This window comes from Microbacterium sp. NPDC055312 (assembly GCF_053645675.1).
This window is the reverse complement of the sequence record NZ_JBSHMU010000002.1, coordinates 41,584-64,099: the sequence shown is the minus strand read 5'-3', so window position 1 is coordinate 64,099 and position 22,516 is coordinate 41,584. Positions and strand designations below refer to the sequence as shown.

25 protein-coding genes and 1 tRNA gene are annotated in these 22,516 nt (G+C 69.4%); 11 read left to right on the top strand and 15 right to left on the bottom strand.

Going from position 1 to position 22,516, the window contains the following annotated elements; all coding sequences use genetic code 11:
- The first annotated feature begins 3 nt into the window (after positions 1–3).
- From ACWIDW_RS04640 to ACWIDW_RS04625, 4 genes are read left to right on the top strand one after another with little or no spacing between them, the layout of a single operon-like run.
- The gene (locus ACWIDW_RS04640) at positions 4–1,032 is read left to right on the top strand and encodes an ABC transporter substrate-binding protein (protein WP_454123358.1); all 1,029 of its coding nucleotides are present in this window, start codon (positions 4–6) and stop codon (positions 1,030–1,032) included.
- On the top strand, positions 1,022–1,795 hold the full coding sequence (locus tag ACWIDW_RS04635) for an ABC transporter ATP-binding protein (RefSeq protein WP_452321768.1): 774 nt from the start codon (positions 1,022–1,024) through the stop codon (positions 1,793–1,795). The genes ACWIDW_RS04640 and ACWIDW_RS04635 overlap by 11 nt, the downstream gene beginning before the upstream one ends.
- Complete coding sequence (locus ACWIDW_RS04630; protein ID WP_454123357.1) at positions 1,792–3,366, top strand: ABC transporter permease; 1,575 nt, start codon at positions 1,792–1,794, stop codon at positions 3,364–3,366. The genes ACWIDW_RS04635 and ACWIDW_RS04630 overlap by 4 nt, the downstream gene beginning before the upstream one ends.
- A complete protein-coding gene (locus tag ACWIDW_RS04625) occupies positions 3,363–4,448 on the top strand; it encodes a glycosyltransferase family 4 protein (protein WP_454123356.1) in 1,086 nt (361 codons plus the stop codon). The genes ACWIDW_RS04630 and ACWIDW_RS04625 overlap by 4 nt, the downstream gene beginning before the upstream one ends.
- Position 4,449: 1 nt before the next feature.
- Here the strand turns inward: ACWIDW_RS04625 and ACWIDW_RS04620 are convergent, their stop codons facing one another.
- Together ACWIDW_RS04620 and ACWIDW_RS04615 are read right to left on the bottom strand one after the other, a co-directional pair.
- Entirely contained in the window at positions 4,450–4,938 is a 489-nt protein-coding gene (locus tag ACWIDW_RS04620; protein WP_454123355.1) for an aminoacyl-tRNA deacylase, read from the bottom strand.
- Positions 4,939–4,961: 23 nt separating this feature from the next.
- Entirely contained in the window at positions 4,962–5,459 is a 498-nt protein-coding gene (locus tag ACWIDW_RS04615; protein WP_452321765.1) for a DNA helicase, read from the bottom strand.
- Positions 5,460–5,603: 144 nt separating this feature from the next.
- Here ACWIDW_RS04615 and ACWIDW_RS04610 point away from each other — a divergent pair, with 144 nt between their 5' ends.
- Both ACWIDW_RS04610 and ACWIDW_RS04605 read left to right on the top strand, forming a co-directional pair.
- Positions 5,604–6,161 (top strand): peptidylprolyl isomerase, encoded by a 558-nt coding sequence (locus tag ACWIDW_RS04610; RefSeq protein ID WP_313357467.1) that lies wholly within the window; start codon positions 5,604–5,606, stop codon positions 6,159–6,161.
- Positions 6,162–6,186: 25 nt separating this feature from the next.
- Positions 6,187–7,068 (top strand): rhomboid family intramembrane serine protease, encoded by an 882-nt coding sequence (locus ACWIDW_RS04605; protein WP_454123353.1) that lies wholly within the window; start codon positions 6,187–6,189, stop codon positions 7,066–7,068.
- Between the two features lie 232 nt (positions 7,069–7,300).
- Here the strand turns inward: ACWIDW_RS04605 and ACWIDW_RS04600 are convergent, their stop codons facing one another.
- The gene (locus ACWIDW_RS04600; protein ID WP_454123351.1) at positions 7,301–7,540 is read right to left on the bottom strand and encodes a cell division protein CrgA; all 240 of its coding nucleotides are present in this window, start codon (positions 7,538–7,540) and stop codon (positions 7,301–7,303) included.
- 36 nt (positions 7,541–7,576) lie between these two features.
- Between ACWIDW_RS04600 and ACWIDW_RS04595 the strand changes: the two genes are divergently transcribed.
- Genes ACWIDW_RS04595 through ACWIDW_RS04585 form a run of 3 tightly spaced genes read left to right on the top strand, consistent with a single transcriptional unit; the run spans position 7,577 to position 9,179 of the window.
- Positions 7,577–8,380, top strand: coding sequence for a class E sortase (locus tag ACWIDW_RS04595; protein WP_454123349.1), 804 nt, complete (start codon positions 7,577–7,579; stop codon positions 8,378–8,380).
- A complete protein-coding gene (locus tag ACWIDW_RS04590; protein ID WP_454123347.1) occupies positions 8,380–8,535 on the top strand; it encodes a hypothetical protein in 156 nt (51 codons plus the stop codon). Before ACWIDW_RS04595 ends, ACWIDW_RS04590 begins: the two co-directional genes overlap by 1 nt.
- Positions 8,532–9,179 (top strand): anthranilate synthase component II, encoded by a 648-nt coding sequence (locus tag ACWIDW_RS04585; RefSeq protein WP_454123346.1) that lies wholly within the window; start codon positions 8,532–8,534, stop codon positions 9,177–9,179. The genes ACWIDW_RS04590 and ACWIDW_RS04585 overlap by 4 nt, the downstream gene beginning before the upstream one ends.
- On the opposite strand, the gene pknB is transcribed toward ACWIDW_RS04585, so the two are convergent.
- Genes pknB through ACWIDW_RS04550 form a run of 7 tightly spaced genes read right to left on the bottom strand, consistent with a single transcriptional unit; the run spans position 9,155 to position 18,111 of the window.
- Positions 9,155–10,894, bottom strand: a complete 1,740-nt coding sequence (gene pknB / locus ACWIDW_RS04580) for a Stk1 family PASTA domain-containing Ser/Thr kinase (protein WP_454123345.1) — start codon at positions 10,892–10,894, stop codon at positions 9,155–9,157. The genes ACWIDW_RS04585 and pknB overlap by 25 nt on opposite strands.
- A 37-nt stretch (positions 10,895–10,931) precedes the next feature.
- The gene (locus ACWIDW_RS04575; protein ID WP_454123343.1) at positions 10,932–12,710 is read right to left on the bottom strand and encodes a protein kinase domain-containing protein; all 1,779 of its coding nucleotides are present in this window, start codon (positions 12,708–12,710) and stop codon (positions 10,932–10,934) included.
- A complete protein-coding gene (locus tag ACWIDW_RS04570; protein ID WP_454123341.1) occupies positions 12,707–14,161 on the bottom strand; it encodes a peptidoglycan D,D-transpeptidase FtsI family protein in 1,455 nt (484 codons plus the stop codon). The genes ACWIDW_RS04575 and ACWIDW_RS04570 overlap by 4 nt, the downstream gene beginning before the upstream one ends.
- Complete coding sequence (locus ACWIDW_RS04565; RefSeq protein ID WP_454123339.1) at positions 14,161–15,543, bottom strand: FtsW/RodA/SpoVE family cell cycle protein; 1,383 nt, start codon at positions 15,541–15,543, stop codon at positions 14,161–14,163. The genes ACWIDW_RS04570 and ACWIDW_RS04565 overlap by 1 nt, the downstream gene beginning before the upstream one ends.
- Positions 15,540–16,832, bottom strand: coding sequence for a PP2C family protein-serine/threonine phosphatase (locus tag ACWIDW_RS04560; RefSeq protein WP_454123337.1), 1,293 nt, complete (start codon positions 16,830–16,832; stop codon positions 15,540–15,542). Before ACWIDW_RS04560 ends, ACWIDW_RS04565 begins: the two co-directional genes overlap by 4 nt.
- A gap of 14 nt (positions 16,833–16,846) precedes the next feature.
- Positions 16,847–17,344: an FHA domain-containing protein FhaB/FipA gene (locus ACWIDW_RS04555; RefSeq protein WP_454123335.1), complete on the bottom strand. Its 498-nt coding sequence runs from the start codon at positions 17,342–17,344 to the stop codon at positions 16,847–16,849.
- Positions 17,341–18,111, bottom strand: coding sequence for an FhaA domain-containing protein (locus tag ACWIDW_RS04550; protein ID WP_454123333.1), 771 nt, complete (start codon positions 18,109–18,111; stop codon positions 17,341–17,343). The genes ACWIDW_RS04555 and ACWIDW_RS04550 overlap by 4 nt, the downstream gene beginning before the upstream one ends.
- 139 nt (positions 18,112–18,250) lie before the next feature.
- Between ACWIDW_RS04550 and ACWIDW_RS04545 the strand changes: the two genes are divergently transcribed.
- Positions 18,251–18,334: transfer RNA gene (locus ACWIDW_RS04545), tRNA-Leu, on the top strand.
- A gap of 66 nt (positions 18,335–18,400) precedes the next feature.
- On the opposite strand, the gene ACWIDW_RS04540 is transcribed toward ACWIDW_RS04545, so the two are convergent.
- From ACWIDW_RS04540 to ACWIDW_RS04530, 3 genes are all read right to left on the bottom strand, one after another.
- A complete protein-coding gene (locus ACWIDW_RS04540; protein ID WP_454123332.1) occupies positions 18,401–18,721 on the bottom strand; it encodes a DUF7882 family protein in 321 nt (106 codons plus the stop codon).
- A 76-nt stretch (positions 18,722–18,797) separates the two neighbouring features.
- A complete protein-coding gene (locus ACWIDW_RS04535; protein ID WP_454123331.1) occupies positions 18,798–19,856 on the bottom strand; it encodes a carboxylate-amine ligase in 1,059 nt (352 codons plus the stop codon).
- Between the two features lie 85 nt (positions 19,857–19,941).
- Positions 19,942–20,115, bottom strand: coding sequence for a CsbD family protein (locus tag ACWIDW_RS04530; RefSeq protein ID WP_099196818.1), 174 nt, complete (start codon positions 20,113–20,115; stop codon positions 19,942–19,944).
- Positions 20,116–20,756: 641 nt separating this feature from the next.
- Here ACWIDW_RS04530 and ACWIDW_RS04525 point away from each other — a divergent pair.
- Positions 20,757–20,963, top strand: coding sequence for a cold-shock protein (locus ACWIDW_RS04525; RefSeq protein WP_110555044.1), 207 nt, complete (start codon positions 20,757–20,759; stop codon positions 20,961–20,963).
- 158 nt (positions 20,964–21,121) lie between these two features.
- Here ACWIDW_RS04525 and ACWIDW_RS04520 read toward each other — a convergent pair whose 3' ends face one another.
- A complete protein-coding gene (locus ACWIDW_RS04520; RefSeq protein WP_454123328.1) occupies positions 21,122–21,790 on the bottom strand; it encodes an HAD hydrolase-like protein in 669 nt (222 codons plus the stop codon).
- A 29-nt stretch (positions 21,791–21,819) separates the two neighbouring features.
- Positions 21,820–22,515: an endonuclease NucS gene (nucS, locus tag ACWIDW_RS04515; RefSeq protein WP_454123327.1), complete on the bottom strand. Its 696-nt coding sequence runs from the start codon at positions 22,513–22,515 to the stop codon at positions 21,820–21,822.
- Position 22,516 lies beyond the last annotated feature (1 nt).

Here is a 22,516-nt window from a genome sequence, read left to right as displayed (position 1 = left end):
CTCATGAACGACCTGCATCACACCCCCGTGCTCTCGCGCCGCACGCTTCTCGGCGCGGGCGTGCTCGGCATGATCGGTCTCGGCGCCGTGGCCTGCAGCGCGCCCGGGGGCGGCCGGCCGTCGGCCGGCGACCCCGCGAAGGCCTCGCTGCAGCTCTCGTGGCTGCACTCCGTGCAGTTCGCCGGCAGCTACATCGCGCTCGACCGCGGCTGGTGGCGCGACGCGAATCTCGAGGTCAGCCTGCTGCAGGGCGGTCCGAACGCCCCGGTCGAACCGCCGGTGGTGTCGGGAGCGGCGCTGATCGGCATCTCCGCCGCCGACTACACGGCGGCGGCGGTGGCCGAAGGCGCGCCGTTCAAGATCATCGGCGTCGCCATGCAGAAGAACCCCTTCGTGATCGCCTCGCTGCCGGCGAAGCCGGTGAACGAGCCGAAAGACCTCGAGGGCCTGCGCATCGGCATGGCCACCGCGAACACCCCGGTGCTCGAGACGCTGTGCACGCTGAACGACGTCGACATCGATCGCATCGAGGTCGTTCCCACGCAGTACTCCGCGCAGCCGCTGCTGGCGGGAGAGGTGGACTGCCTGCTGTGCTGGGAGACCGATCTGCCCGTGGCGATGGCGGTGCAGGGGGTCGAGTCCGTGACCATGCTGATGGCCGATCACGGCTACGTGCTGCACTCGCAGACCTACATCGCCACCGAGCAGAGCCTGGCCGAGCGCCGCGACGAGCTCGTGGCGCTGATGACCGGTGAGATCCGCGGCTGGGAGAAGTACCGCGAAGACACCGATGCGGCCGCGCAGCTCACGCTGAAGATGTTCCCCGACGCCGGTCTCGACGCCGAGGTGCAGAAGCTGCAGGCGCAGCGGCAGGTTCCGCTGATGTTCTCCGATCTCACCGACGAGCACGGCTTCGGCTGTTGGACCGATGAGACCGTCGAGGCGAATCGCAGGACCCTCGCCCTGCTCGGTCGTGACGTCGATGCCGACCTGTGGGATCGGTCGATCCTGGAGCAGATCCATGGTGGCTGAGCCCCCGGTCGTTCATCTTGCCGGGGCGAGCAGGACGTTCGGTGATCTCGAGGCGCTCACCCCCACCGATCTCACCTTCGCCGCCGGACAGACGACGGCGCTGGTCGGGCCGTCGGGCTGCGGGAAGTCGACCCTGCTGCGCCTCGTCGCCGGTCTGGAGCGGCCCAGCAGCGGCCGGGTCGCCATCGACGACGCCCCACCGAGCGAGGTCGCCGGGCGCGGCGACCTCGCGGTGGCATTCCAGGATCCGTCTCTGCTGCCGTGGCGCACCGTGCGCGGCAATATCGCGCTCGCCCTGCGACTGGCTCGTCGCCCCGCCGATCCGGATGCCGTCGACCGGCTCATCGCGCTGGTGGGTCTGCACGGCTTCGGCGACGCGCGCCCCGCCGAGCTGTCGGGCGGCATGCGTCAGCGTGCGGCGATCGCCCGTGCGCTGGTGACGCGCCCGCGGCTGCTGCTGCTCGACGAGCCCTTCGGCGCGGTCGACGAACTGACCCGGCAGGACCTGCTCGTCGACCTGCCCCCGCTGTGGCGCGAGGGCGGCGCGACGACGCTGCTCGTCACCCACTCGATAGTCGAGGCGGTGCGCCTCGCGGACCGGATCGTCGTGCTCAGCCCGCGTCCGGCGCGGGTGGTGGCCGACGTGGTCGTCGATCTGCCGCATCCCCGCACGGCGGACAGCGTCCGCACCCCGGGCTTCGAGGCCGTCCTCGACGAGGTGACCCTCGCCCTCGCCCGCTCGCGGGGTACGGCGGCCGCATGAGCGCGAGTCCCCCTGTGGTGCGGCGCCGGCTGCTGACCCTGCTCACGGTGCTCGCGCTGCTGCTGCTCTGGGAGGCGGTCGCCCGGCTGCTCGCCGGCGCATACGTGCTGGCCGCGCCGAGTGAGATCCTGCTCACGCTGAAAGACGACGCCGGACTGCTGCTGCGCGCGCTCGGGGTCACCGGCGCCGCGGCGCTCGCCGGTTTCGTGCTGGGAAATCTCGCCGCCGTCGCCCTGGCCGCGCTCGCGGTGCTGCTGCCGCGCACGCAGCCGGTGATCACCACGGTCGCGCTGGTCGTGTTCTGCCTTCCGCTGGTGGCGACCGGCCCCGTGCTGCGGGTGGTGCTGGGCCCGGGCGACGGCCCGCAGATCGCCCTGGCCGCGCTCGCGGTGTACTACACCACGATGATCCCCGTGCTGGTCGGTCTGCGCGCCGCCCCGGCCGGCTGGTTCGATCTCGTGCAGAGCTACGGGCGCGGGCATGCCGCCGCCCTGCGGTACGTGCGGGCACGCGCAAGCCTGCCGTACCTCGTCGCCGGGCTGCAGATCGCGGCGCCCGCGGCGTTCCTCGGCGCGATGGTCGGCGAGTTCACCGGCGCCGAGAGCGGACTCGGCGTGCTGACTGTGCGCGCCGCTCGTGATCTCGACGTGCAGCTGACCTGGGCGATCGCCACCGTCGCGACCATCGTGTCGGTGCTCGCCTACGCCCTCGTCGGCGCCGTGGGGCGTCGGATGCACGCGGGCCCGCCTCCGCTCATCCTGGCCCCGCCGCGCCCGCCCGCCTCGGCCGCGCACCGGGTGCGCCGCGCGATGGCATCCGCCGTCGGCTTCATCGTCGTGATCCTCGTGCTGTGGTGGGGTGGGATCATCGTCACCGGGCTGAACCCGTTCTTCGCCCGCACGCCGGTCGACGTCGCGCGCGTGCTGCTCGGCGTCGACGACGAGGGCGCGGTGCGTGACACCCTCGTCGCCGCGCTCGGACAGACGGCCGCGCTCGCCGTGCCCGGCTACCTCGTCGGTCTCGCCGTGGGTGCGGGGCTCGCCATGCTGCTCGTGCTCGCTCCGCCGATCGCGGCGGTGAGCATGCCTCTCGCCATCGCCCTGCGCGCCGTGCCGATCGTCACGACCGCTCCCCTGGTGGTGCTGCTGCTCGGTCGCGGGCCGGTCGGCGGTATCGTCCTCGTGGCGATCATGGTCTTCTTCCCCACGCTCATCGCCTGCCTGCAGGGACTGCGCCAGGCACCGGGGCAGGCACTGGACGTGCTGCGCAGCTACGCGGCATCCGACCTCACCGCCCTGATGCGGGTGCGCGTACCCGCGATGCTGCCGGGCTTCTTCGCCGCCGCGCGGATGAGCGTGCCGGCGGCCGTGCTCGCCGTCACCGTGGTGGAGTGGCTGGCCACCGGTTCGGGGATCGGCAACCTCATGGCGCTGGCGGCGTCGCGCTCGGGATACGACCTGCTCGCCGGAGCGACCGTGCTCGTCACCGCGGCGTCGGCGCTCGGCTACGCACTGGTGGGCGCGGTGGAATCGCGCGTGCTGCGCCGCTACGCACCGGAGCAGCAGTGGTGAGCCGGGCCGTGTTCGCCGTGCCGGGCGACCTGCACACGGTGACCGGCGGCTACGTCTACGAGCGGAACCTGCTGGAGGGGCTGCGCGCGCTCGGCCTCGAGGTCGCCCATCTCGCGCTCGGCGATTCGTTTCCCGAGCCCAGTGCCGCCGATGTCGCTGACGCCGCCGCCGCGCTCGCGGCCGTCGACCGCGGGGTGCCGCTCATCCTCGACGGCTTCCTGGTCGGCGCGATGCCCACCGCGGCGCTCCAGACCGTCACCGCGCCCATGGTCGGCATCGTGCACCACCCCCTCGCGCACGAGGACGGACTCGACGACGCGCGCAGAGAGCACCTGTTCCGCACCGAGCGCGACAACCTGACCCTGCTGCGCGCGGTGCTCGTACCCAGTCCGCACACCGCGCGGATCCTGATCGGCGAATACGAGGTCCCTGCCGAGCGGGTGATCGTCGCCCGGCCGGGAACCGAGCCGCCGCGCCCGCCCACCCCCTCGTCGTCGGCTGTCGGTGCGACGGGCGACACGTCGCCGCTCGTTCTCGCGGTCGGCATCCAGCACCCGCGCAAGGGTCATGACGTGCTGCTGCGCGCACTGGCCCGGCTCGCGGACCTGCCGTGGCGGGCGGTGATCGCGGGCACGCCGCACGACGCCGACCACGTCGAAGAGCTGCGCCGGCTGACCGTCCGGCTGGGTCTGCAGTCGCGGGTGCGGCTGGCCGGCGCGGTGAGCAGCGCCGAGCGCGACGCACTCTACCGAGCGGCGGACGTGTTCGCCCTCGCCACTCGCTACGAGGGATACGGGCTCGTCTTCGACGAGGCCCTCGCCCACGGCCTGCCGATCGTGTCGTGCCGTACCGGAGCGGTTCCCGAGACGGTGCCGCCGGATGCCGGGGTGCTGGCCGCACCCGACGACCCGGAGGCGTTCGCCGATGCGCTGCGCCCGCTGCTCGTCGACCGCGCGCATCGAGCCCGCCTCGCAGCGGCCGCAGCGCGCGCCGGTGCACGGCTGCCGACATGGGAGGACACCGCTGAGGTCGCTGCCGGCGTACTCGACGCGGTGCTCGCCGACGTGGTCGACGGGCTGTGAATCAGCGACGGCTGTCGGGAGACGCTTCGGGCTGGGAGATGTCGGCGATCGTCGCGCCGTAGGCCCGGATCAGATCGTCGGCCTCGACGAAGAGACTGTAGCCGTGGGCGCCCGCGCCCATCGCGATGCGCCGCCCGACGATGGTCTCGTCGGCGTACACGGGCCAGTCGGTAGTGCTGCCGATCGGCACGATCGTGCCTCGCTCGAAGCCGGTGGCAGCCAGAGCGAGCTCGGGCTCGGGCAGGCGCAGCCTGTTCACGCCGACGACGGCGCGCAGCTTCGGCCACGAGATGGAACGTCCACCGGGCACCAGGGCGAAGACGTAGGGGGCCCGGTTCCCCGAGCCGGTCGCCGAGGTCTTCACGACGAGGGTCTTCACGATGTCGGAGGGCTGCAGGCCGAGAAGGGCCGCCGCCTCCGGCAGACTGCGCGCCTGCGGCCGCTCACGGATCTCGATGTCGAGTCCTCGAGCGGTCGCAGCAGCACGCACCCGCTGATGCGGGTCGGCTTCGATCACGCGTTGGGCGGCGACAGCGGGTCGTCGGCGACCCACAGCTCGTCGTCGGCGCGCAGTGCCTGCCAGGCGGCGGCGACGACGCCGACCGCCGCGGCGACGCCGAGCACGATGGCGACGACCGAGCCGAAGCCCATGCTCTTCTTGGGCGGGGCGACGTGACGGGGGCCCCAGCCGAGATCGTGACGCTTCTTGTTCGCGACATCCCACGCCGACAGCGCGGTTCCCACGACGCCACCCACGACCGGCACGACCCGGTGGTCGACGACGTGCTTGCCGAACTTGACGCCGCGGTCGACGGCGGGTGCGAGGTGACGCTCGTACGAGTCGTGCACGGTGGGCAGGACCTGCTCGCGGTTGAAATGCCCGAGCTGGCGGCCGGCCTCACGGGCGACGTCGGCAGCGTGCCCGACGAGAACCTGCTGCGACTCCCAGAGTCGTCCGGCGTCCTGCTGAAGTCGACGCAGTTCCTTCTTGCGCTTGCGGCTGAGATTCACGTTGCTCTCCCGTCGGTCGGTCGATGTCCGTTCCGCTGATCATCCAATCACAACACACTGGATACGAGCAGAGTCTGGCGGTCGGCGTGAGGAAAGGAGAGAATACGCCGCGCTCGCACAGGGCGGCTCTGCGACAATGGATCCATGCCTCATGCATCTCACGTCGCAACCCTGCACACCAACCACGGTGACATCGTCATCAACCTGTTCGGCGATCACGCTCCGAACACGGTCGCCAACTTCGTCGGCCTCGCCGACGGCTCGAAGGCGTGGACGCACCCCGCCACCGGCAAGCCCGGCGAGGGCGCGCTGTACAAGGACGTCATCTTCCACCGCATCATCCCCAACTTCATGATCCAGGGCGGCGACCCGCTCGGTCAGGGCATCGGCGGTCCCGGGTACAACTTCAACGACGAGATCCACCCCGAGCTGAACTTCAACGACCCGTACGTGCTCGCCATGGCCAACGCCGGCCTGCGCCGCAACGCCATCACCGGCCAGGCCGAGGGCACCAACGGCTCGCAGTTCTTCATCACGACCGACCCGACCCCGTGGCTGCAGGGCAAGCACACCATCTTCGGCGTCGTCGCCGATGACGCCTCGAAGGCTGTCGTCGACGAGATCGCCGCGGTGCGCACCGGCGCGCAGGACCGTCCCGTCGAGGACGTCGTGCTGCACTCCGTCGACGTCGTCGCCAACTGACCCACGACCGCTCGAGCCGATCCGGATGACCTCTCCTGATTTCACGCGCAACCGCGAGAACTTCTGCTACCGGCATCCGGATCGGCAGAGCTTCGTGCTCTGCCAGCGCTGCACGCGCACCGTCTGCGCCGACTGCCAGACCCAGGCACCCGTCGGCGTCATCTGCCCGGAGTGCATGAAGGCCGACCGCAAGGCGCGGACACCGGCGCAGCGCCGCGCAGGTCGCGTCTGGCGCTCGGGCGCAGACTCCTCGAAGCCGATCGCCACGTACGCGATCATCGCCGTGACCTCGGTGGTGGGCGTGCTGCAGCTGCTGCTCGGCCCGATCATCAACCAGACCCTGCTGTTCGCGACGCCGTACCTCTTCCCCGACATGTTCGGCGGCGACTTCTCGTTCCAGCCGTGGCGGCTGCTGACGACGATGCTCGTGCACTCGGGCATCACGCACTTCCTGCTGAACATGCTCGCGCTGTGGATGATCGGTCGCAGCCTCGAGCCGCTGCTCGGCCGATGGCGGTTCGTCGCCCTCTATCTGATCGGCGGGCTCGGCGGCTCGGTCGCGATGGCCGTGCTCGATCCCGTCGCCGCCACGGTCGGCGCGTCCGGCGGCATCTTCGCCCTGATGGGTGCGCTGCTCGTGATCGGCCGGCACATCGGCGCCAACATCCGCGGGATACTGGTGATCCTCGCGATCAACCTCGCCATCGGCTTCATCCAGACGCTCAACATCGCCTGGCAGGCGCACATCGGAGGAGCGGCCGTCGGCGCGCTGATCGGCCTGATCTTCGCCCGTACCCGCCGGCACTCGCAGCGCACGGTTCAGATCCTGCTGCTCGTCGTGCTCACGATCGTGCTTCTGGCCATAGCGTTCCTCGTGTCTCCGGTGGTGCTGCGCAGCCTGTTCTGACGCTCGCCGCGCCTCGTTCTGCACACACTCTGCACAGGCTGTCCACACGCCTCTGCACAGCATTGCGCCCAGTTATCCACAGGACTGTCCACACCTGGGGAGAATTACACCGGTGTTATTCACAGGTGGAGAGGGGTGTTGACAACCCTCTGGGGAAAAGCAGGACGCCCTCTCACCGGGCCGTGAGAGGGCGTCTGTCGAGCAGCGGACCGCCCGATCGCGTAGAGGACTGTCAGCGCCAGCGGGTCGTCATCAGGAAGCCGATGAGCGCGATACCCAGGCCGATGCCGAGGTTCCACGAGTCGAGGCCCGGGATGGGGAAGCGCGAGCCCGAGACGTAGTAGACGAGGATCCACGCCAGGCCCAGCAGCATAAAGCCGACCATGACGGGCTTGAACCACACGGCGTTCGGAGCGGCATCGCCCTCGGGACGCTCGACGGCGGGTTCTTCGGGATTGCGGTCACGTGCCATGCGCATCATTCTAGCCGGGCGAATAGACTTCCCCCTATGCATGCGGTCGCGACGTCCCGGGCTTCACGCCCGGGCGCTGAGCCGGCGCGTCGACGCTCTCACGCGACGTTCGCCAGCGTCATAGGCGAGCTGCTGCTCACCGCCGGCGCGGTCGTGCTGCTGTTCGTGGCCTGGCAGATGTGGATCGGCGATCTCATCATCGGCGCGGAGAACAACGCGAAGGGCGCCGAGCTGTCCGCCCAGTGGGCCGACTCCCCGCCGCCCGAGCCGCCACCGTCCGTGCAGCAGGGCGACGAGACGGTCTACGAGCCACCGCTGCTGGCGCATCCGGGGGATGCGGAGGTGTTCGCGAACATGCGCATCCCGCGCTTCGGCGACGACTACAACGTGCACATCGCCGGAGGCACCTCACGCGAGCGCACTCTCGACAGGATCGGCATCGGCCTGTACGAGCAGTCGAAGATGCCGGGACAGGTGGGCAACTTCTCGCTCGCCGGACACCGCACCACGTGGGGCAAGCCGTTCAACCTCATCGACACGCTCCGTCTCGACGACGCGATCGTCGTCGAGACGGAGGCCGGCTGGTACACCTACCGGTTCCGCAATCTGCAGTACGTGAAGCCGACGGCGGGCGACGTGCTGCTCGACGTGCCGCAGATGCCGCAGGTGACTCCGTCGGATCGGTTCATCACCCTCACCGCGTGTTCGCCGCTGTACTCGCTCGCCGAGCGCATCGTCGCGTACGGGGTGTTCGAGAGCTTCCAGCCGCGCGCCGAGGGGGCACCCGCCTCTCTGGCATCCGCCGACGCGGCCGGGCCGTCTGCCGAAGGAGTCCGCTGATGTACGCCGCTCTCTGGCGCCTGCTGCCCGGACCGTGGTGGCTGCGCCTGCTCATCGTTCTCGTGCTCGTGGCAGCAGTGCTCTACGGGCTGTTCTTTCACGTGTTCCCCTGGATCAGCCCGCTGATCACCCCCGGCGAGGTGGACCTGCAGTGACGCCGCGGGTGCTGGTGGTCGACAACCACGACAGCTTCGTGCACACCCTGATCGGCTACCTCCGCGAGCTCGGTGCCGAGGTGGTGATGGTGGAGGCGGACGGCGCGGGCGCCGCTCCGGATGCCGAGCTGCGCCGTCACTGGCGAGAGCGTCTGCGCGGGTTCGACGCCGTGATGATCTCGCCCGGACCCGGCTCACCCGCAGACGCCGGAGCCTCGGTCGACGTCGTGCGCCTGGCCGCGCAGACGAGGATGCCGCTGCTCGGCGTCTGCCTGGGACACCAGGCGATCGGCGAGGCCTTCGGCGGCGCGGTGAAAGCCGCCCCCGAGCTGATGCACGGCATGGTGTCGCAGGTGAGCCATGACGGCTCAGCGCTGTTCGAGGGCATCCCCTCGCCGTTCGCCGTCGGACGCTACCACTCGCTCGCGCTCGACGACGCGTCCCTGCCGCCGACCCTGCGGGTCACCGCTCGCGCCGAGCACGGCACGATCATGGCGGTGGCCCACGACACGCTGCCCGTCGTCGGCGTGCAGTTCCATCCCGAGAGCGTGCTCACCGAGCACGGGCACCGCCTGCTCGGCAACTGGCTGGCGACGGTGTCGGCGGCCGCGTCCGCCGGTCAGCCGGCCGCCGGCACGCAGTAGCGCAGCTCGACGGTGGAGTGGATGGGCACCTCGCCCGGCGACTTCGACATCGAGGCGACCACGTTCGGCGTCTGTCCCTCAGCGCACGGGCCGAGCTCGACGGGCTCCGCCTCAAGGCCCAGCTTCTCGAGCTGGCCCTTCGCCGCATCCATCGAGAAGCCCGTCATGTCCTCGAGGGTCACGTAGCCGTTGGCGACGACGAGGTCGATGACCGTGCCCGGGGCGACCTGCGCACCGGCCCGCTCGCTCGCGCTGAGAACGGTTCCCGCCTGCGCGTCCTTGTCGTTCTGGGGTCGCACCGTGCCGAGCTCGAGCCGAGCGTCGTCGAGCACCTGCTTCGCGGCATCCTGGGACAGCCCCTCGACCACCGGCATCTCCACCGTGTCGGCGCCGGTCGAGACGTACACGATCACCGAGGTGCCTGCCGTCAGCTTCGCCCCGGTGGTGGGTGACGAGCGGATGACGCGTCCTTCGTCGAAGTCGACGCTCGCCTCTTCGCGCATGTCGGGGATCAGCCCCCGTTCCTCGAGGGCGTTCTCGGCGTCGGTGGCGGTGAGATTCACGAGGTTCGGCACGGTGACCGACGACGTCGGAACGTCTTTCGGCTGCACGGCCAGGGTGACCACCCAGATGAGCACCGAGACCAGAAGCACCGCGAGCAGGGCGACCCCCGCCCAGATCCACGCCACCGGCGGACCGGACTGGGTGCGGGTCATCGTGGTGTCCGAGCTCAGCTGACGCAGCGACCGAGCGGTCTCCTGCGCCTGGCGCGGGTTGGAACCGTAGAGCTCGCTGGTGAGCGCGCCGATGTCCTTCTTGGTCGGCGTCTCGCCGTCGGCGACCGCCTTGAGGGCCAGACGGAACGATCCCGCGTCGGGGAACCGCTGATAGGGGTCCTTCGCGAGAGCGCGCAGCACGATGGCATCCATCGACCGGGGCAGCTGCTCGTTGACCTCGGTCGGCGGCAGCGGCGTCTCGCTGACGTGCTGGTAGGCGACGGCCACGGGGGAGTCGCCGCGGAACGGCTGACGGCCCGTGAGCATCTCGTACAGCACGACCCCGGCCGAATAGAGGTCGGTGCGCGCATCGACCGACTCGCCCTTCGCCTGCTCGGGTGAGAAGTACGCCGCGGTGCCGAGGATCTGCGTCGTCTCGGCGACGGTCGACGACGAGTCGGACACGGCACGCGCGATGCCGAAGTCCATCACCTTCACGGTGCCCTTGTCGGTGATCATCACGTTGCCCGGCTTGATGTCGCGGTGCACGACGCCGGCGCGGTGCGAGTACTCGAGTGCCTCGAGGATGCCGTCCTCGTAGCGGATCGCGTCGGCGACGGGAAGCGGCCCCTGCGCGATGATGTCTTTCAGCAGGGTGCCGTGCACCAGCTCCATCACGATGTACGGCTCGGTCTGCTCGGTCGAGTCGGACTTCTGTGCCCCGGATGCTGTCGAGTGGGTCCCTGAGCCTGTCGAAGGGTCGCCGGCGTCGTAGACGCGCACGATCGACGGATGCGACATGCGCGAGGCCGCCTGCGCCTCGAGACGGAACCGGGTGCGGAACGCCGTGTCGCGCGCGAGCTCGGGGTCGAGGATCTTGATCGCGACCTCGCGACCCAGCGTCAGGTCGTAGCCACGGTGCACGCTGGCCATGCCACCTTGACCGATGACCTCATCGACGCGGTAGCGACCCGCGATGATGCGCGGCTCTGGCGACACAGACGACTCCCCTCAGACCTCGTGGACCCCCTCCAGATTACTGGGCGGGGGCTGTGCCCTGGCTGTCGCCGCCACCGACGACGGGCGGGGTCGGGGTGGCTGCGGCCTCGATCTGCTTCTCCATCTGCGGGGAACGCGGGGAGGGCAGGTCGTTTCCGCAGAATGCGACGTAGCTGGCGGTCACCGTGGCACCCGGAGTGCCCGTGATGGTGATCGGTGCGCTGAGCTGACCGCGCTCGAACGTGCGGTCAGCCTTGCCGTCGTCGAAGGTCGCGTTGGTGAGCTTGACCTCGTACGCCGACAGCGGCGGCACGCCGCTGGGGCACTCGAAGTTCGTCCAGTTCAGGGTCACTGTGGCACCGGTGGTGGGGGTGCCGCTGAGGCTCGGGGCCGAGGACGGCGGCGGAATCGTGACCGCGGCCTTGTACGTCGTGAGCGTGATCAGGGTGCCCTTCTCGACGTTGCCCGATTCGCTGACGCTCTGCACCCAGCCCTCGCGGTCGGGGGTGGGGGCGGCGGTGTTGCCCGCGACGCACTCGCCCTCCAGGCCGGCGTCAACGAGGGTCTGCTTGGCCTCGTCGCACGGCCGCTCGGTCAGATCGAGGTCGCCGACGTTGACGAGCACCTTCTCGGGCGCACTCGGCGTGGCCGAGGTCGGCTTCGGTTTGGGCTTCGCCGGGGTCGAGGACGACGCCGGGGGCGCCGCCTCATCCTGATTGCTGAGCATGGCGATCAACGTGCCGCCCAGCACGAGCACGAGCAGCGCGATCAGGGCGATCAGCGGCCACGTCCACGGGCTGCGCTTGCGCTTCTTCTCCTCTTCCGGCTCGGTCGCCGTCGTCGAGGCGACGGCTGCTCCCGAGGGCAGCTGAGCGGTGGTCGGCAGGATGCGCGTGGCCTCCTCGCCGCCCATCCCGGTCAGGATGCGCGTCGCGTCATCGGCATCCGCCACACCGGCACCCGCGATGGCGGGCACCGCGATCGCGGCCGAGTTCAGGTCGCCGCGGCGCAGCGCCTGCGCGGCACGCGAGACGGTCGCCGCCGACGACGGCCGATCGGCCGGCTTCTTGGCGATCATCGCCATCACGAGGTTGCGCACGGGCACCGGCACCGAGTCGGGCAGCGGAGGCGGCTGCTCGTTGATCTGCGCCATCGCGATGGCCACCTGCGATTCGCCGGTGAACGGCCGCTTGCCGGCGAGGCACTCGTAGGCGACGATGCCGAGCGAGTAGACGTCGGTCGCGGGCGACGCGGCGTGCCCCGAGGCCTGCTCGGGCGACAGATACTGCACCGTGCCCATGACCTGTCCGGTGGCGGTCAGCGGCACCTGGTCGGCGATGCGGGCGATGCCGAAGTCGGTGATCTTCACGCGTCCGTCGGGCGTGATCAGCAGGTTGCCCGGCTTGATGTCACGGTGCACGAGACCGGCCGCGTGGGCGGCCTGCAGCGCGGATGCCGTCTGGGCCACGATGTCGAGCGTCTTGTCGGCGCTGAGCGCACCGTCGCGCTCGAGGATGGTCGACAGCGCCTCACCGGGCACGAGCTCCATGACGAGGAAGGCCGAACCGTTCTCCTCGCCGTAGTCGAAGACGCTGGCGATGCCCTCGTGGTTGACGAGCGCGGCATGACGGGCCTCGGCGCGGAAGCGCTCGAGGAACCCCGGATCGCCCATGTACTCGTCCTTGAGGATCTTGATGGCGACGGTGCGACCGATCACATGATCGGTCGCCTCCCACACCTCGCCCATGCCGCCGATCGCAATCCGCGACAACAGCTCGTAGCGTCCTCCGAACGACACACCCTGCGTCGGCCTCATCTGCCCAGCACCGCCTCTATGACCTTCTTGGCAATCGGAGCGGCGATCGCGTTGCCGCTGCCCGATGTGCCTCTTCCACCGCCGTCTTCGACGACGACTGCCACCGCGACCTGCGGATTCTCCGCAGGCGCGAAACCTGTGAACCACAGCGTGTACGGCTTGCCGCCGTTCTCCGCCGTGCCTGTCTTCCCGGCGACGTCGACGCCGTCTATTCTTGCACCCGTCGCCGCGCCCGATGCGACGCCCTCGACGAGCACTGCGGTCAGCGCGTCGGCCGTCTCGCGATCGAGCGCCTGCGCGAACGCCTCGTCGTCGAACTGCTTGTGCACGGCGAAGTCGTCGCCGATCACGGCATCCACCATCCGCGGCTTCATCACGGTGCCCTCGTTGGCGAGACCCGCCGACATCATCGCGATCGTCAGCGGAGTCGCGGTGACCTTGCCCTGGCCGAAGCCGGTGAGGGCGGTCGCATCGTCGCTGAGCCCCGACGGGTAGATCGACGGGGTGACGGCCAGGGGGATCTCGAGATCGGTGTTGAACCCGAACTTCTCGGCCATCTCGCGGATGCGCTTGTCGCCGAGTTCGACGGCGAGCTCGGCCATCGGGATGTTGCAGCTGAGCTTCAGCGCCTGTGCCAGCGTCGTGGTCTCGCCGTCGCCGCAGGCGCCGCCCCACGCGTTCGACACGGTCGTGGTCGTACCGGGCAGCGTGTAGCGCGCGGGGTTCGGGAAGGTCGAGTCGAGCGTCCACTGGCCGGATGCCAGGGCGGCGGCGGCCACGATCACCTTGAAGGTCGAGCCGGGCGGATTCAGGTTGCCGCCGATCGCGCGGTTGTAGAGCGGCTTGTCGGGGTCGGTCGACAGGCGGTCGTACTCCGCCTCGACGGCCGCGGGGTCGTGCGCGGCGAGGGCGTTCGTGTCGAAACCAGGGGTAGACAACATCGCGAGCACGCGGCCCGTGGCCGGTTCGATGGCGACGACGGATCCCTTCAGACCCTGCATCGCGTCGTACGCGGCCTGCTGCGCGCGCGGGTCCATCGTCAGCTCGACGCTGAGACCCTGCTGCGGCTGGCCGGAGAGGATGCGCTCGATCTCACCGAAGAACGCGTTCGAGCCGGTGCCCGACAGATCCGAGTTGAGCGCCTGCTCGATGCCCGTGCGCGAGTCGAGCACGGGGTTGTAGTAGCCGGTGATCGGCGCCCACAGCGCCGGATCGCTGTACACCCGCTGGTACTGGTAGCGATCGTCGGCGGCCTCCGAGGTCGCGACGGCCGTGCCGTCGACGATGATCGATCCGCGCTGGATCTGGTAGCTGTCGAGTCGCGTGCGCGTGTTCGCGGGATTCTGCGCCAGGCTGTCGGCGTCGACCACCTGGATCCAGCTCGTCGCGACGAACAGCGACAGGAACATGGCGAGGATGACGAAGCTCAGCCGTCGTAACTCTTTGGTCATCAGCCGATCACCACCCTGGGCTGACGGCGCACGGCGTCGCTGATGCGCAGCAGCAGGGCGACGATGAGCCAGTTGGCCACCAGCGACGAGCCACCGGCGGCGAGAAACGGCGTGGTCAGGCCGGTCAGCGGGATGACCCGGGTGACGCCGCCGACCATGATGAACACCTGCAGCGCGATCGTGAACGACAGGCCCGCGGCGAGCAGCTTGCCGAAGTCGTCCTGACCTGCCATTCCGATGCGCAGACCGCGACTGATGAACACCATGTACAGACAGAGGATGGCGAACAGCCCGACGATGCCCAGCTCCTCGCCGAGGCTCGGGATGATGTAGTCGCTGTGCGCGAGCGGGGTGATCTGGGGTCGGCCCTGCCCCCAGCCCGTGCCGATGAGACCGCCGTGGGCGAGCCCGAAGATGCCCTCGACGAGCTGGAAGCTGCCGCCGTTCGCGGCGATGACGTCGGGGTCGAACGCGTGCAGCCAGTTCGTGAACCGGCCCTGCACGTAGGAGAGCACGCGCGTGGCGAGGAACACGCCGACGCCGACGCCGGCGAGTCCGATGAGCACCCAGCTGGTCTTGCCGGTCGCGACGTACAGCATGGCGATGAACATGCCGAAGATGAGCATTCCGGTGCCGAGGTCGCGCTGCGTGACGATGATCAGCAGCGAGATCAGCCACACCACCAGCACCGGTCCGAGCTCGCGCATCCGGGGCCAGGTCATGCCGAGGAACTTCTTGCCGACCGAGCTGAGGCTCTCGCGCGTGCGCACCAGATAGCCGGCGAAGAAGATAGCCAGGCAGATCTTCGCCAGCTCACCCGGCTGGAACGAGAAGATGCCGCCGATCGAGACCCACACGTCGGCGTTCGCGCCGCGGGCGCGCAGGCCGGGGACGAACGGCAGGATCAGCAGGACGATTCCGGCGAGGCCGGAGACGTAGGTGAACCGGTAGAGAATGCGGTAGTTGCGCAGCGCGATCACGAGCGCGATCGCGCCGGCCAGCGAGATCGCCGTCCAGGCGAGTTGCTTGGTCGAGAACATCTCCCAGCCGGTGTACTTCTTGGCGATGTCGATGCGGTAGATCATCGCGATGCCGAGTCCGGAGAGCACCGTCGCGATGGGCAGGACGAACGGGTCGGCATCGGATGCCACGACGCGCAGCACCACGTGCAGCGCGAACACGAGCACGGCCAGTCCTCCGCCGATCGCGAGGATCATCGGATCGATCGTGCCGAGCGCGCCCAGCTGCACGAGGGTCAGGGATGCACCGGAGATGAGCAGGGCGAACAGCAGCAGCCAGAACTCCCGGTTGCGCTGCTTCTGCGGCATCCGGATCCTCTTCAGCGCTTTCAGCACGCTGGTGTCGGCCGAGACGGCGGTCATGGCGTCGGCACCTCCGTGGTCGCGGTGGGGGTCGGCTGCGGCTGCACCGGCTGGGCAGGCAGCACCGTCTTCGCGAGGCGGTCGGTGATCGCCTCGGCGTCGGCGAGCGAGCGCGCGTTGATCGTCCGCTCGACCGACGAGCGCTGGTACGACTGCAGATCGGCGAGCAGGATGCCCGTGTCCTTGACCTCCGTCGACAGCGAGAACGGACCGATGCTCTGCTGCACGCCGCGGTAGATGACGACGCTGTCGTCGTCGGCGCCCACGAAGTAGCGGGTCTGCGTCCAGTTGTAGGCGAGCAGACCGGCCCCGAGCAGGGCGAGCACGGCGAGGAACATCGCGACCAGCCAGGCGATGCGGCGCCGGCGAGCACGACGTCGATCCTCCTCGATGATCTCCTCGAAGAAGTCGTCGGAGTCGGGCTCGAAGTGGCTCGGCTCGTTCGCGGCCTGCAGCACGGGGTGCAGCCACCCGGTGAGGGAGGGCCGCGGCGCCGGCACCGGCAGATCGGACGGGTTCGACGCGGCGCCCACGATGGTCGGCGTGCCGGACGAGAGCGGGTGCGCGCCGCCCACGTCGACGAGCACCATCGTCACGTTGTCGGGCGCGCCGCCGTCGAGGGCCTGCTTGAGCAGATTGTCGGCGGTGCGGCCCGGGGCGAGCCCGAGACGCATCGCCTTCGCGATGTTGTCGTCGTCGACCACGCCCGACAGGCCGTCGGAGCACAGCAGCCAGCGGTCGCCGGGCCGAGTCGGCATGACGAACATGTCGAGATCGGGGGCGATGTCCATGTCGCTGAGCACGCGCATGAGCACGGAGCGGCGCGGGTGGTAGCGGGCCTCTTCGACGGTGATGCGGCCCGAGTCGACCAGGCGCTGCACGAACGTGTGGTCGGTGGTGATCTGGGTGAGCGCGTCGTCGCGGTACAGATAGATGCGCGAGTCGCCGATGTGGCCGATGACCGCGTGGTCGTCGACCATCACGACGGCGCAGAGTGTGGTGCCGAGTCCGGCGAGCTCGGGGCGCTCCTTCGACGCCCGCACGAGGTCGCCGGCCGCAGTGGTGGCCGCGGCCTGCAGCTCGGCCTGTGCGTCGTCGGTGGAGTCGAAGGCGCGATCGAGCGGCTCCATGCGCGCGACGGCGAGTGTCGAGGCGACGTCTCCGCCGGCGTGGCCGCCCATGCCGTCGGCGACGACGAACAGGTTGGCGCCGGAGTACCCGGAGTCCTGGTTGTTGGAGCGGACCTTCCCTGTGTGGGAGATCGCTGCACTCGAGCCCTCGAAGACCATCTGGATGCGGGGCCTTAGGATCGCAGCTCGAAGGTCGTGGCGCCCACCTTGATGGGGGTTCCGATCGCGACCTGCAGGGGCTTGTCGCCGAGGCGACGCCCATCCAGGTAGGTGCCGTTGGTGGAGTCGAGATCCTGGATCGTCCAGATGTCGCCGCGCTTCGACAGCCGCGCGTGGTGGCTGGAGGTGTAGTCGTCGCGGATCACCAGGCCCGACTCGCTGGAGCGGCCGATCGACAGCGAATCCGCCGAGCCCAGCGGCACCTCGAGCCCGGCCTTGGGGCCGGAGGTGATGATCAGGTGCGTGGGGACGCGGCCGTTCGCGGGCTCCCTCGGTGCCCGGGGAGCGGAAGCGGGAGCGGGAGCGGGAACGGCGGCCGCCTCACCGGCGGGCATCTTGCGCACGCGGACACCGAACAGATCGGCGCGAAGCGAATAGACGACGCCGAAGACGAAGAACCACAGCAGCACCAGGAAGCCGATGCGCAGCAGCAGAAGAACGAGTTCGCTCATCGACGTGTTCCCCTCTCGGACCCTGAGTTCCCCTGGGTCCCTGAGCCTGCGCTCCCCTGGGTCCCTGAGCCTGCGCTCCCCTGGGTCCCTGAGCCTGTCGAAGGGCTCACCGGCACGACGTGGAAGGTGAGCTCGGTGCGCCCGATCGTGAACGATGTGCCCGGGGTGAGTGCGGTCTCGCGGATCTTCTGCCCGTCGACCTTGGTGCCGTTCGTCGAGCCCAGGTCGCGCAGCATCCCGCGCTCGCCGTCCCACAGGATCTCGGCGTGCCGGCGGCTGGAACCCGCATCCGAGATGGTGATGTCGGCGTCGCCGCCGCGGCCGATCACCGTGCGGGCGCTGGTGAGCGGATACCTGCGCCCGTCGATCTCGACGACGCCCTGCCAGTCGACGGTGCTCTCGACGGAGGAGGAGTTCACCCGCACGACGCCGGTGGCGACGCGCTCGTCGGCCTCCATCGAGATGTGCAGCGGTCCGGCGAAGCTGTACCCCTGTGCCCGGGCGTGCGTCGTCAGCAGCGCGAAGAGCTCTTCGTGCAGCGCGCGTCCGAGGGCGGACATCCGCTGGTGATCGTCGGGGCTGAGTCGCACGAGGTAGTCGCTGGGCGTGATGATGCGGTCGCGGCTCACCACAGCCGCGTTCGTGTCGGCCTCGCGGCGCAGCGCCGAGGCGATCTCGACGGGCTGGATGCCGCTGCGGAAGGTCTTGGCGAACGCGCTGTTCACAGCGCGTTCCAGACCCTTCTCAAAGCTGTCAAGTAGTCCCACGAGGTTCCTTTGGCATGCCGACCGGTAGGGCCATCGTAGTCAGGCGGGCTGGATGACCGCTTCAGGACGTCGGCCCGGTTCGAAGCAGGCCGTCCATCGTGATAGCCTTTCGAGGTTGAGTTCTTCGGAATGAGACGACGCGCGAGTGGCGGAATAGGTAGACGCGCTGGCTTCAGGTGCCAGTGCTCGCAAGGGCGTGGGGGTTCAAGTCCCCCCTCGCGCACACAGTGGTGAAGGCCCCGGATCATCCGGGGCCTTCACCATTTTCGTGCGGGGTGGGCGAAGAACATCACGCCGGTTCGGGCGCATCGGCGGACAGGTACTCGTCGAGCACGAGCTCGCCGGAGGCGTTCAACGCCATCATGATCGCCGTGATCCGCTCCGGCCCGACCGGTGGCAGGACGGCCGCGTCGAAGCCGAACTGAATCGGGATCGCCGGATGCACCCAGATCGTGGTTCGCGCGTCTTCGGCGTCGTCGCCGCGCAGCCAGGTCAGCAGGAAGCTCTCATTGCGACGCAGCTTGGTGCCGATGACGATCTTGAGATGCACGAGTGTCTCATCGTCGATCGTGATCGCCGGCTCGCTGCTGTCGTACTTCAGTCTTCCCATACTGGATGATAAGCCGCCCCGCGTTCCGGGCGCGGTCATTTCGATCGCACCGCAGCCCCACGGTCCGCGTCTCCCGTCACCACTCGCGGTACAGAGCCGCCAACGCCTGCACCCCGCCTGACCGATACGCGCGCAGCTGCCGGTTCGATCCGGTGCCCTCCGACCGCAGGCGGGCCAGATGCTCGTCGACGAAGGCCTCGTCGCCGAGGTCGGCGAGTGCCGGACGGATGCCGTCGAGCATCCGCTCGGTCGCCGCCCACGCGTCTTCGATCTCACCCTCGGGCGTGAACAGCCGCGCATCCATGCCGTGACGGGCGGCCAGCCACAGCGCCGCATCGAGTTCGGGGGACGGCGGAGCAGCGTCGGGGAGATCCTCGGTCACGGCTATGGCGCGCGTGAATGACGCCTGCAGCAGCGCGTCGTCGACCCGCAGCTGTGCGTCGGCGACCCGCGTCTCCACGGTGTCGAACCTCTCCGACAGGCGCACCGCCCACGACGTGGATCCGCGCGAGGGGAGCAGCCCGACGGTCACCATCTGCTCGACCGAGCGGTGATAGTCGTCGGCGTCGTGAAAGGCCGGGGGCGCCCACGAGACCGGAAGCCTGCGGATCAGCACGCTGCGCCAGCTCGCCAATCCGGATGCCACACCGTAGCTGAACGGCGAGTTGGCGCTGAGCGCGAGCAGCACCGGCAGCCAGGCCCGCACCCGGCGCAGCGCGCGCACCCGCTCTTCGTCGCCGAGAACCTCGATGTGCACGTGCAGGCCGTTCACGGCGTGCTGCCTGGTGAGCTGGCCGAGCAGGGTCGAGACGTCGTCGTAGTGGGTCGACGCCGAGATCAGCGGTGCGATCCACTGCGCGAACGGAGCTCCGGTGGCCGCGACGACCGCGTCGTCGGGAGCCAGTTCGGCGAGCATCCGGCGCATCCGGCTGAGCTGCGATCCGGCTGCGCTCAGCGTGCGGACGGGATCCGTCGCGCACTCGACCTGGCAGGTGAGGTACTCCGACGTGATCGCGCCTCCGCCCGACACCGGACCCTTCGCCCGCTCGACGATCCCGCCGGCCGAGAGGGGAACGAGCGCCGACCCGTCGAGCAGCACGAACTCCTCTTCGACGCCGAAGCGCGCGGCATCCATCTGCTTCTCCTGTCACCCGGGGATACGACAAGCGCCGCCGACCCGGGGGTCGACGGCGCGATGTCAGGCGCAACGGCCGCGAAGACTACTTGTCGAACGCATCCTTCACGTCGTCGCCGATCTTCTTGGCGTCGGCCTTGACCTGGTCGGTCTTGCCCTCGGCCTGAAGACGCTCGTTGTCGGTGGCATCGCCGATGCCCTCCTTGGCCTTGCCCACGAGCTTCTCGGTGTTGTGCTTGGCGTCGTCCATGGCTCCCATGGCGTCTCCCTCCGTTCGGGGCGGGATCACCGCCCGGTCTGACGTGGAGATGCCAGCGTGTCACCGGGGTGCGGGATCAGGCCAAGGGATTGACAGTCGCGGCGGCGGGGGTTAGTGGTCGACATCACCCGCGGATGCTCAAGGAGTCATCCCGCATGAAGCGGCTCGGAGAGGTCGTCGGCCTCGCTGTGCTGACGATTCCTCTCCGAGCCTGCAATCCCCCTGTTGTCCCCCAGGTCGTATCCTGGGGGTGCATGTGGTGGGATCTGATCGTTTGTTCCCCGATTCCCCTTCGGTGACGGCTACTCCCCAGTTTCCGACGATCTCCACATGCGGTCGGTTCCTTCGCCTGCATCTCCCCAGTAGCTGAGGCGAGGGGCCCGCTCTCATCATGGCACTGATTCTCGGATTTGTCCCCCATATGGGGGACAAATTTCTCGAGAACGGTGTATGCTGAATGCTGACGCACCCTCCGGTCGTCTTCGGCCCTCACCGCTCCCCCCGCGGTGGGGGCCATCCACGTTTCGTGCAACATTTGGATCACCTTCCGATTCGACCTGTTGACGGATGGGTCCCCTGGGATAGCGTTAGCGCAGTCGGGGCGTCCTGCGTCGACATGGCAATCAGCAGAACGGCAGTAGATGAGCACCCAGGGCACGGTCAAGTGGTTCAACTCGGAGAAGGGCTTCGGCTTCATCTCCCCCGATGACGGAGGCGCCGACGTGTTCGCGCACTACTCCGCGATCCAGTCCAACGGCTACCGCTCACTCGACGAGAACCAGCGCGTCGAGTTCGATGTGGCACAGGGCCCCAAGGGCCTTCAGGCCGAGAACATCCGCCCTCTCTGAGGCGAGTTCATGAACTCCCCGGTGCCGATCGGCGCCGGGGAGTTCTGCGTCTGCGGGGTGTGCAGTTCGGGGGCCGACACTCCAGATGTCGGACAGATCCTGCGAGAACGTCCGACATCTGGAGTGTCGGCCCCAGGATCGGCTCGACTTCGGGGCGTTCAGCCGAGCAGCAGGGCGTGCAGCTCGTCGGCATCGGCCACCCGCGCCGTCGCGCCGTCGGCCTCGTCCGGATGCCCGAAGCCCCACTGCGAGAAGATGACCGGGATGCCGTGCTCGGCCGCGCCGTCGACATCGTGGTGACGGTCGCCGATCAGCACGGGGCGCGACACGTCGACACCGGCGGAGCGCAGTCGGTCGAGCGCCTGGCCGACCACGAACGCCTTACCGTCGTGGTTGCCGACGCTTCCAACCCTGGCACCGGAGACGGCGGTGAACAGCGGCGTCAGCTCATAGTGGTCGAGGATCGCCTGCACCTGGTTCTCGGGCTTGGTGCTGGCCGTCGCCTGCGGGATGCCCGCGGCGTGAACTGCGCGCAGCACGTCGGCGACGCCGGGGTAGAGGTCCACTGAGGCCGCGTATCCGTCTGCCGCGGCGAGAGCGCGGTACCGTCGCACCGCCTCTTCGGCCTGCGCGGCGTCCATTCCGGCGCGCAGCTCGAACGACTCGAGCATCGGCGGGCCGATCCACGACGACAGCGCCTGGGCATCCGGCTCGGGCAGACCGTACGACGCGAACACCTGCTGCAGGCGGGGGAGGATGCCGGCGGACGCGTCGGCGATGGTGCCGTCGACGTCCCAGAGGATGCAGGTGTATGGCGAAACGGGCATGCACCCAGCCTACGTGGCGCAGAGGATGCTCAGAAAAGCCGGGGGATGCCCGACTCGATGCCCTTCATGCCCTCGTAGTCGAGTACCACGCACCGGATGCCGCGATCCTCGGCGAGCACGCGTGCCTGGGGCTTGATCTCCTGCGCCGCGAAGACGCCGGTGACCGGGGCGAGATGCGGGTCGCGCCCGAGCAGCTCCAGGTACCGGGTGAGCTGCTCGACGCCGTCGATGTCACCGCGACGCTTCACCTCGACTGCGATGGAGGCGCCACGGGCATCCCGAACCATCAGGTCGACGGGACCGATCGCCGTCGGATACTCGCGACGCACCAGCGTCGCACCCTCGCTGATGAGGTCGACCTGCTCGGCGAGCAGCCGCTGCAGGTCGGCCTCGACGCCGTCCTTCTGCAGGCCGGGATCGATGCCGAGGTCGTGCTGCGAATCGTGGACGATCTCGTAGATCTGCACGCGCAGCGCATCGCCGGTCTTCTTGTGGGTGACGCGCCACACCTCGATGACGCCGGCGCCGGCCTCCTCCTCACCGGGGATCTCGGGGGAGAGCGAGCACGGCGGGCTCATCCAGTTCAGCGGCTTGTAGCTGCCGCCGTCGGAGTGCACGAGCAGGCTGCCGTCGCCCTTGTGCACCAGCAGGCGCGTGGCGAGGGGCAGGTGGGCGTTGAGTCGACCGGTGTAGTCGACTGCGCAGCGGGCGATGACGAGACGCACC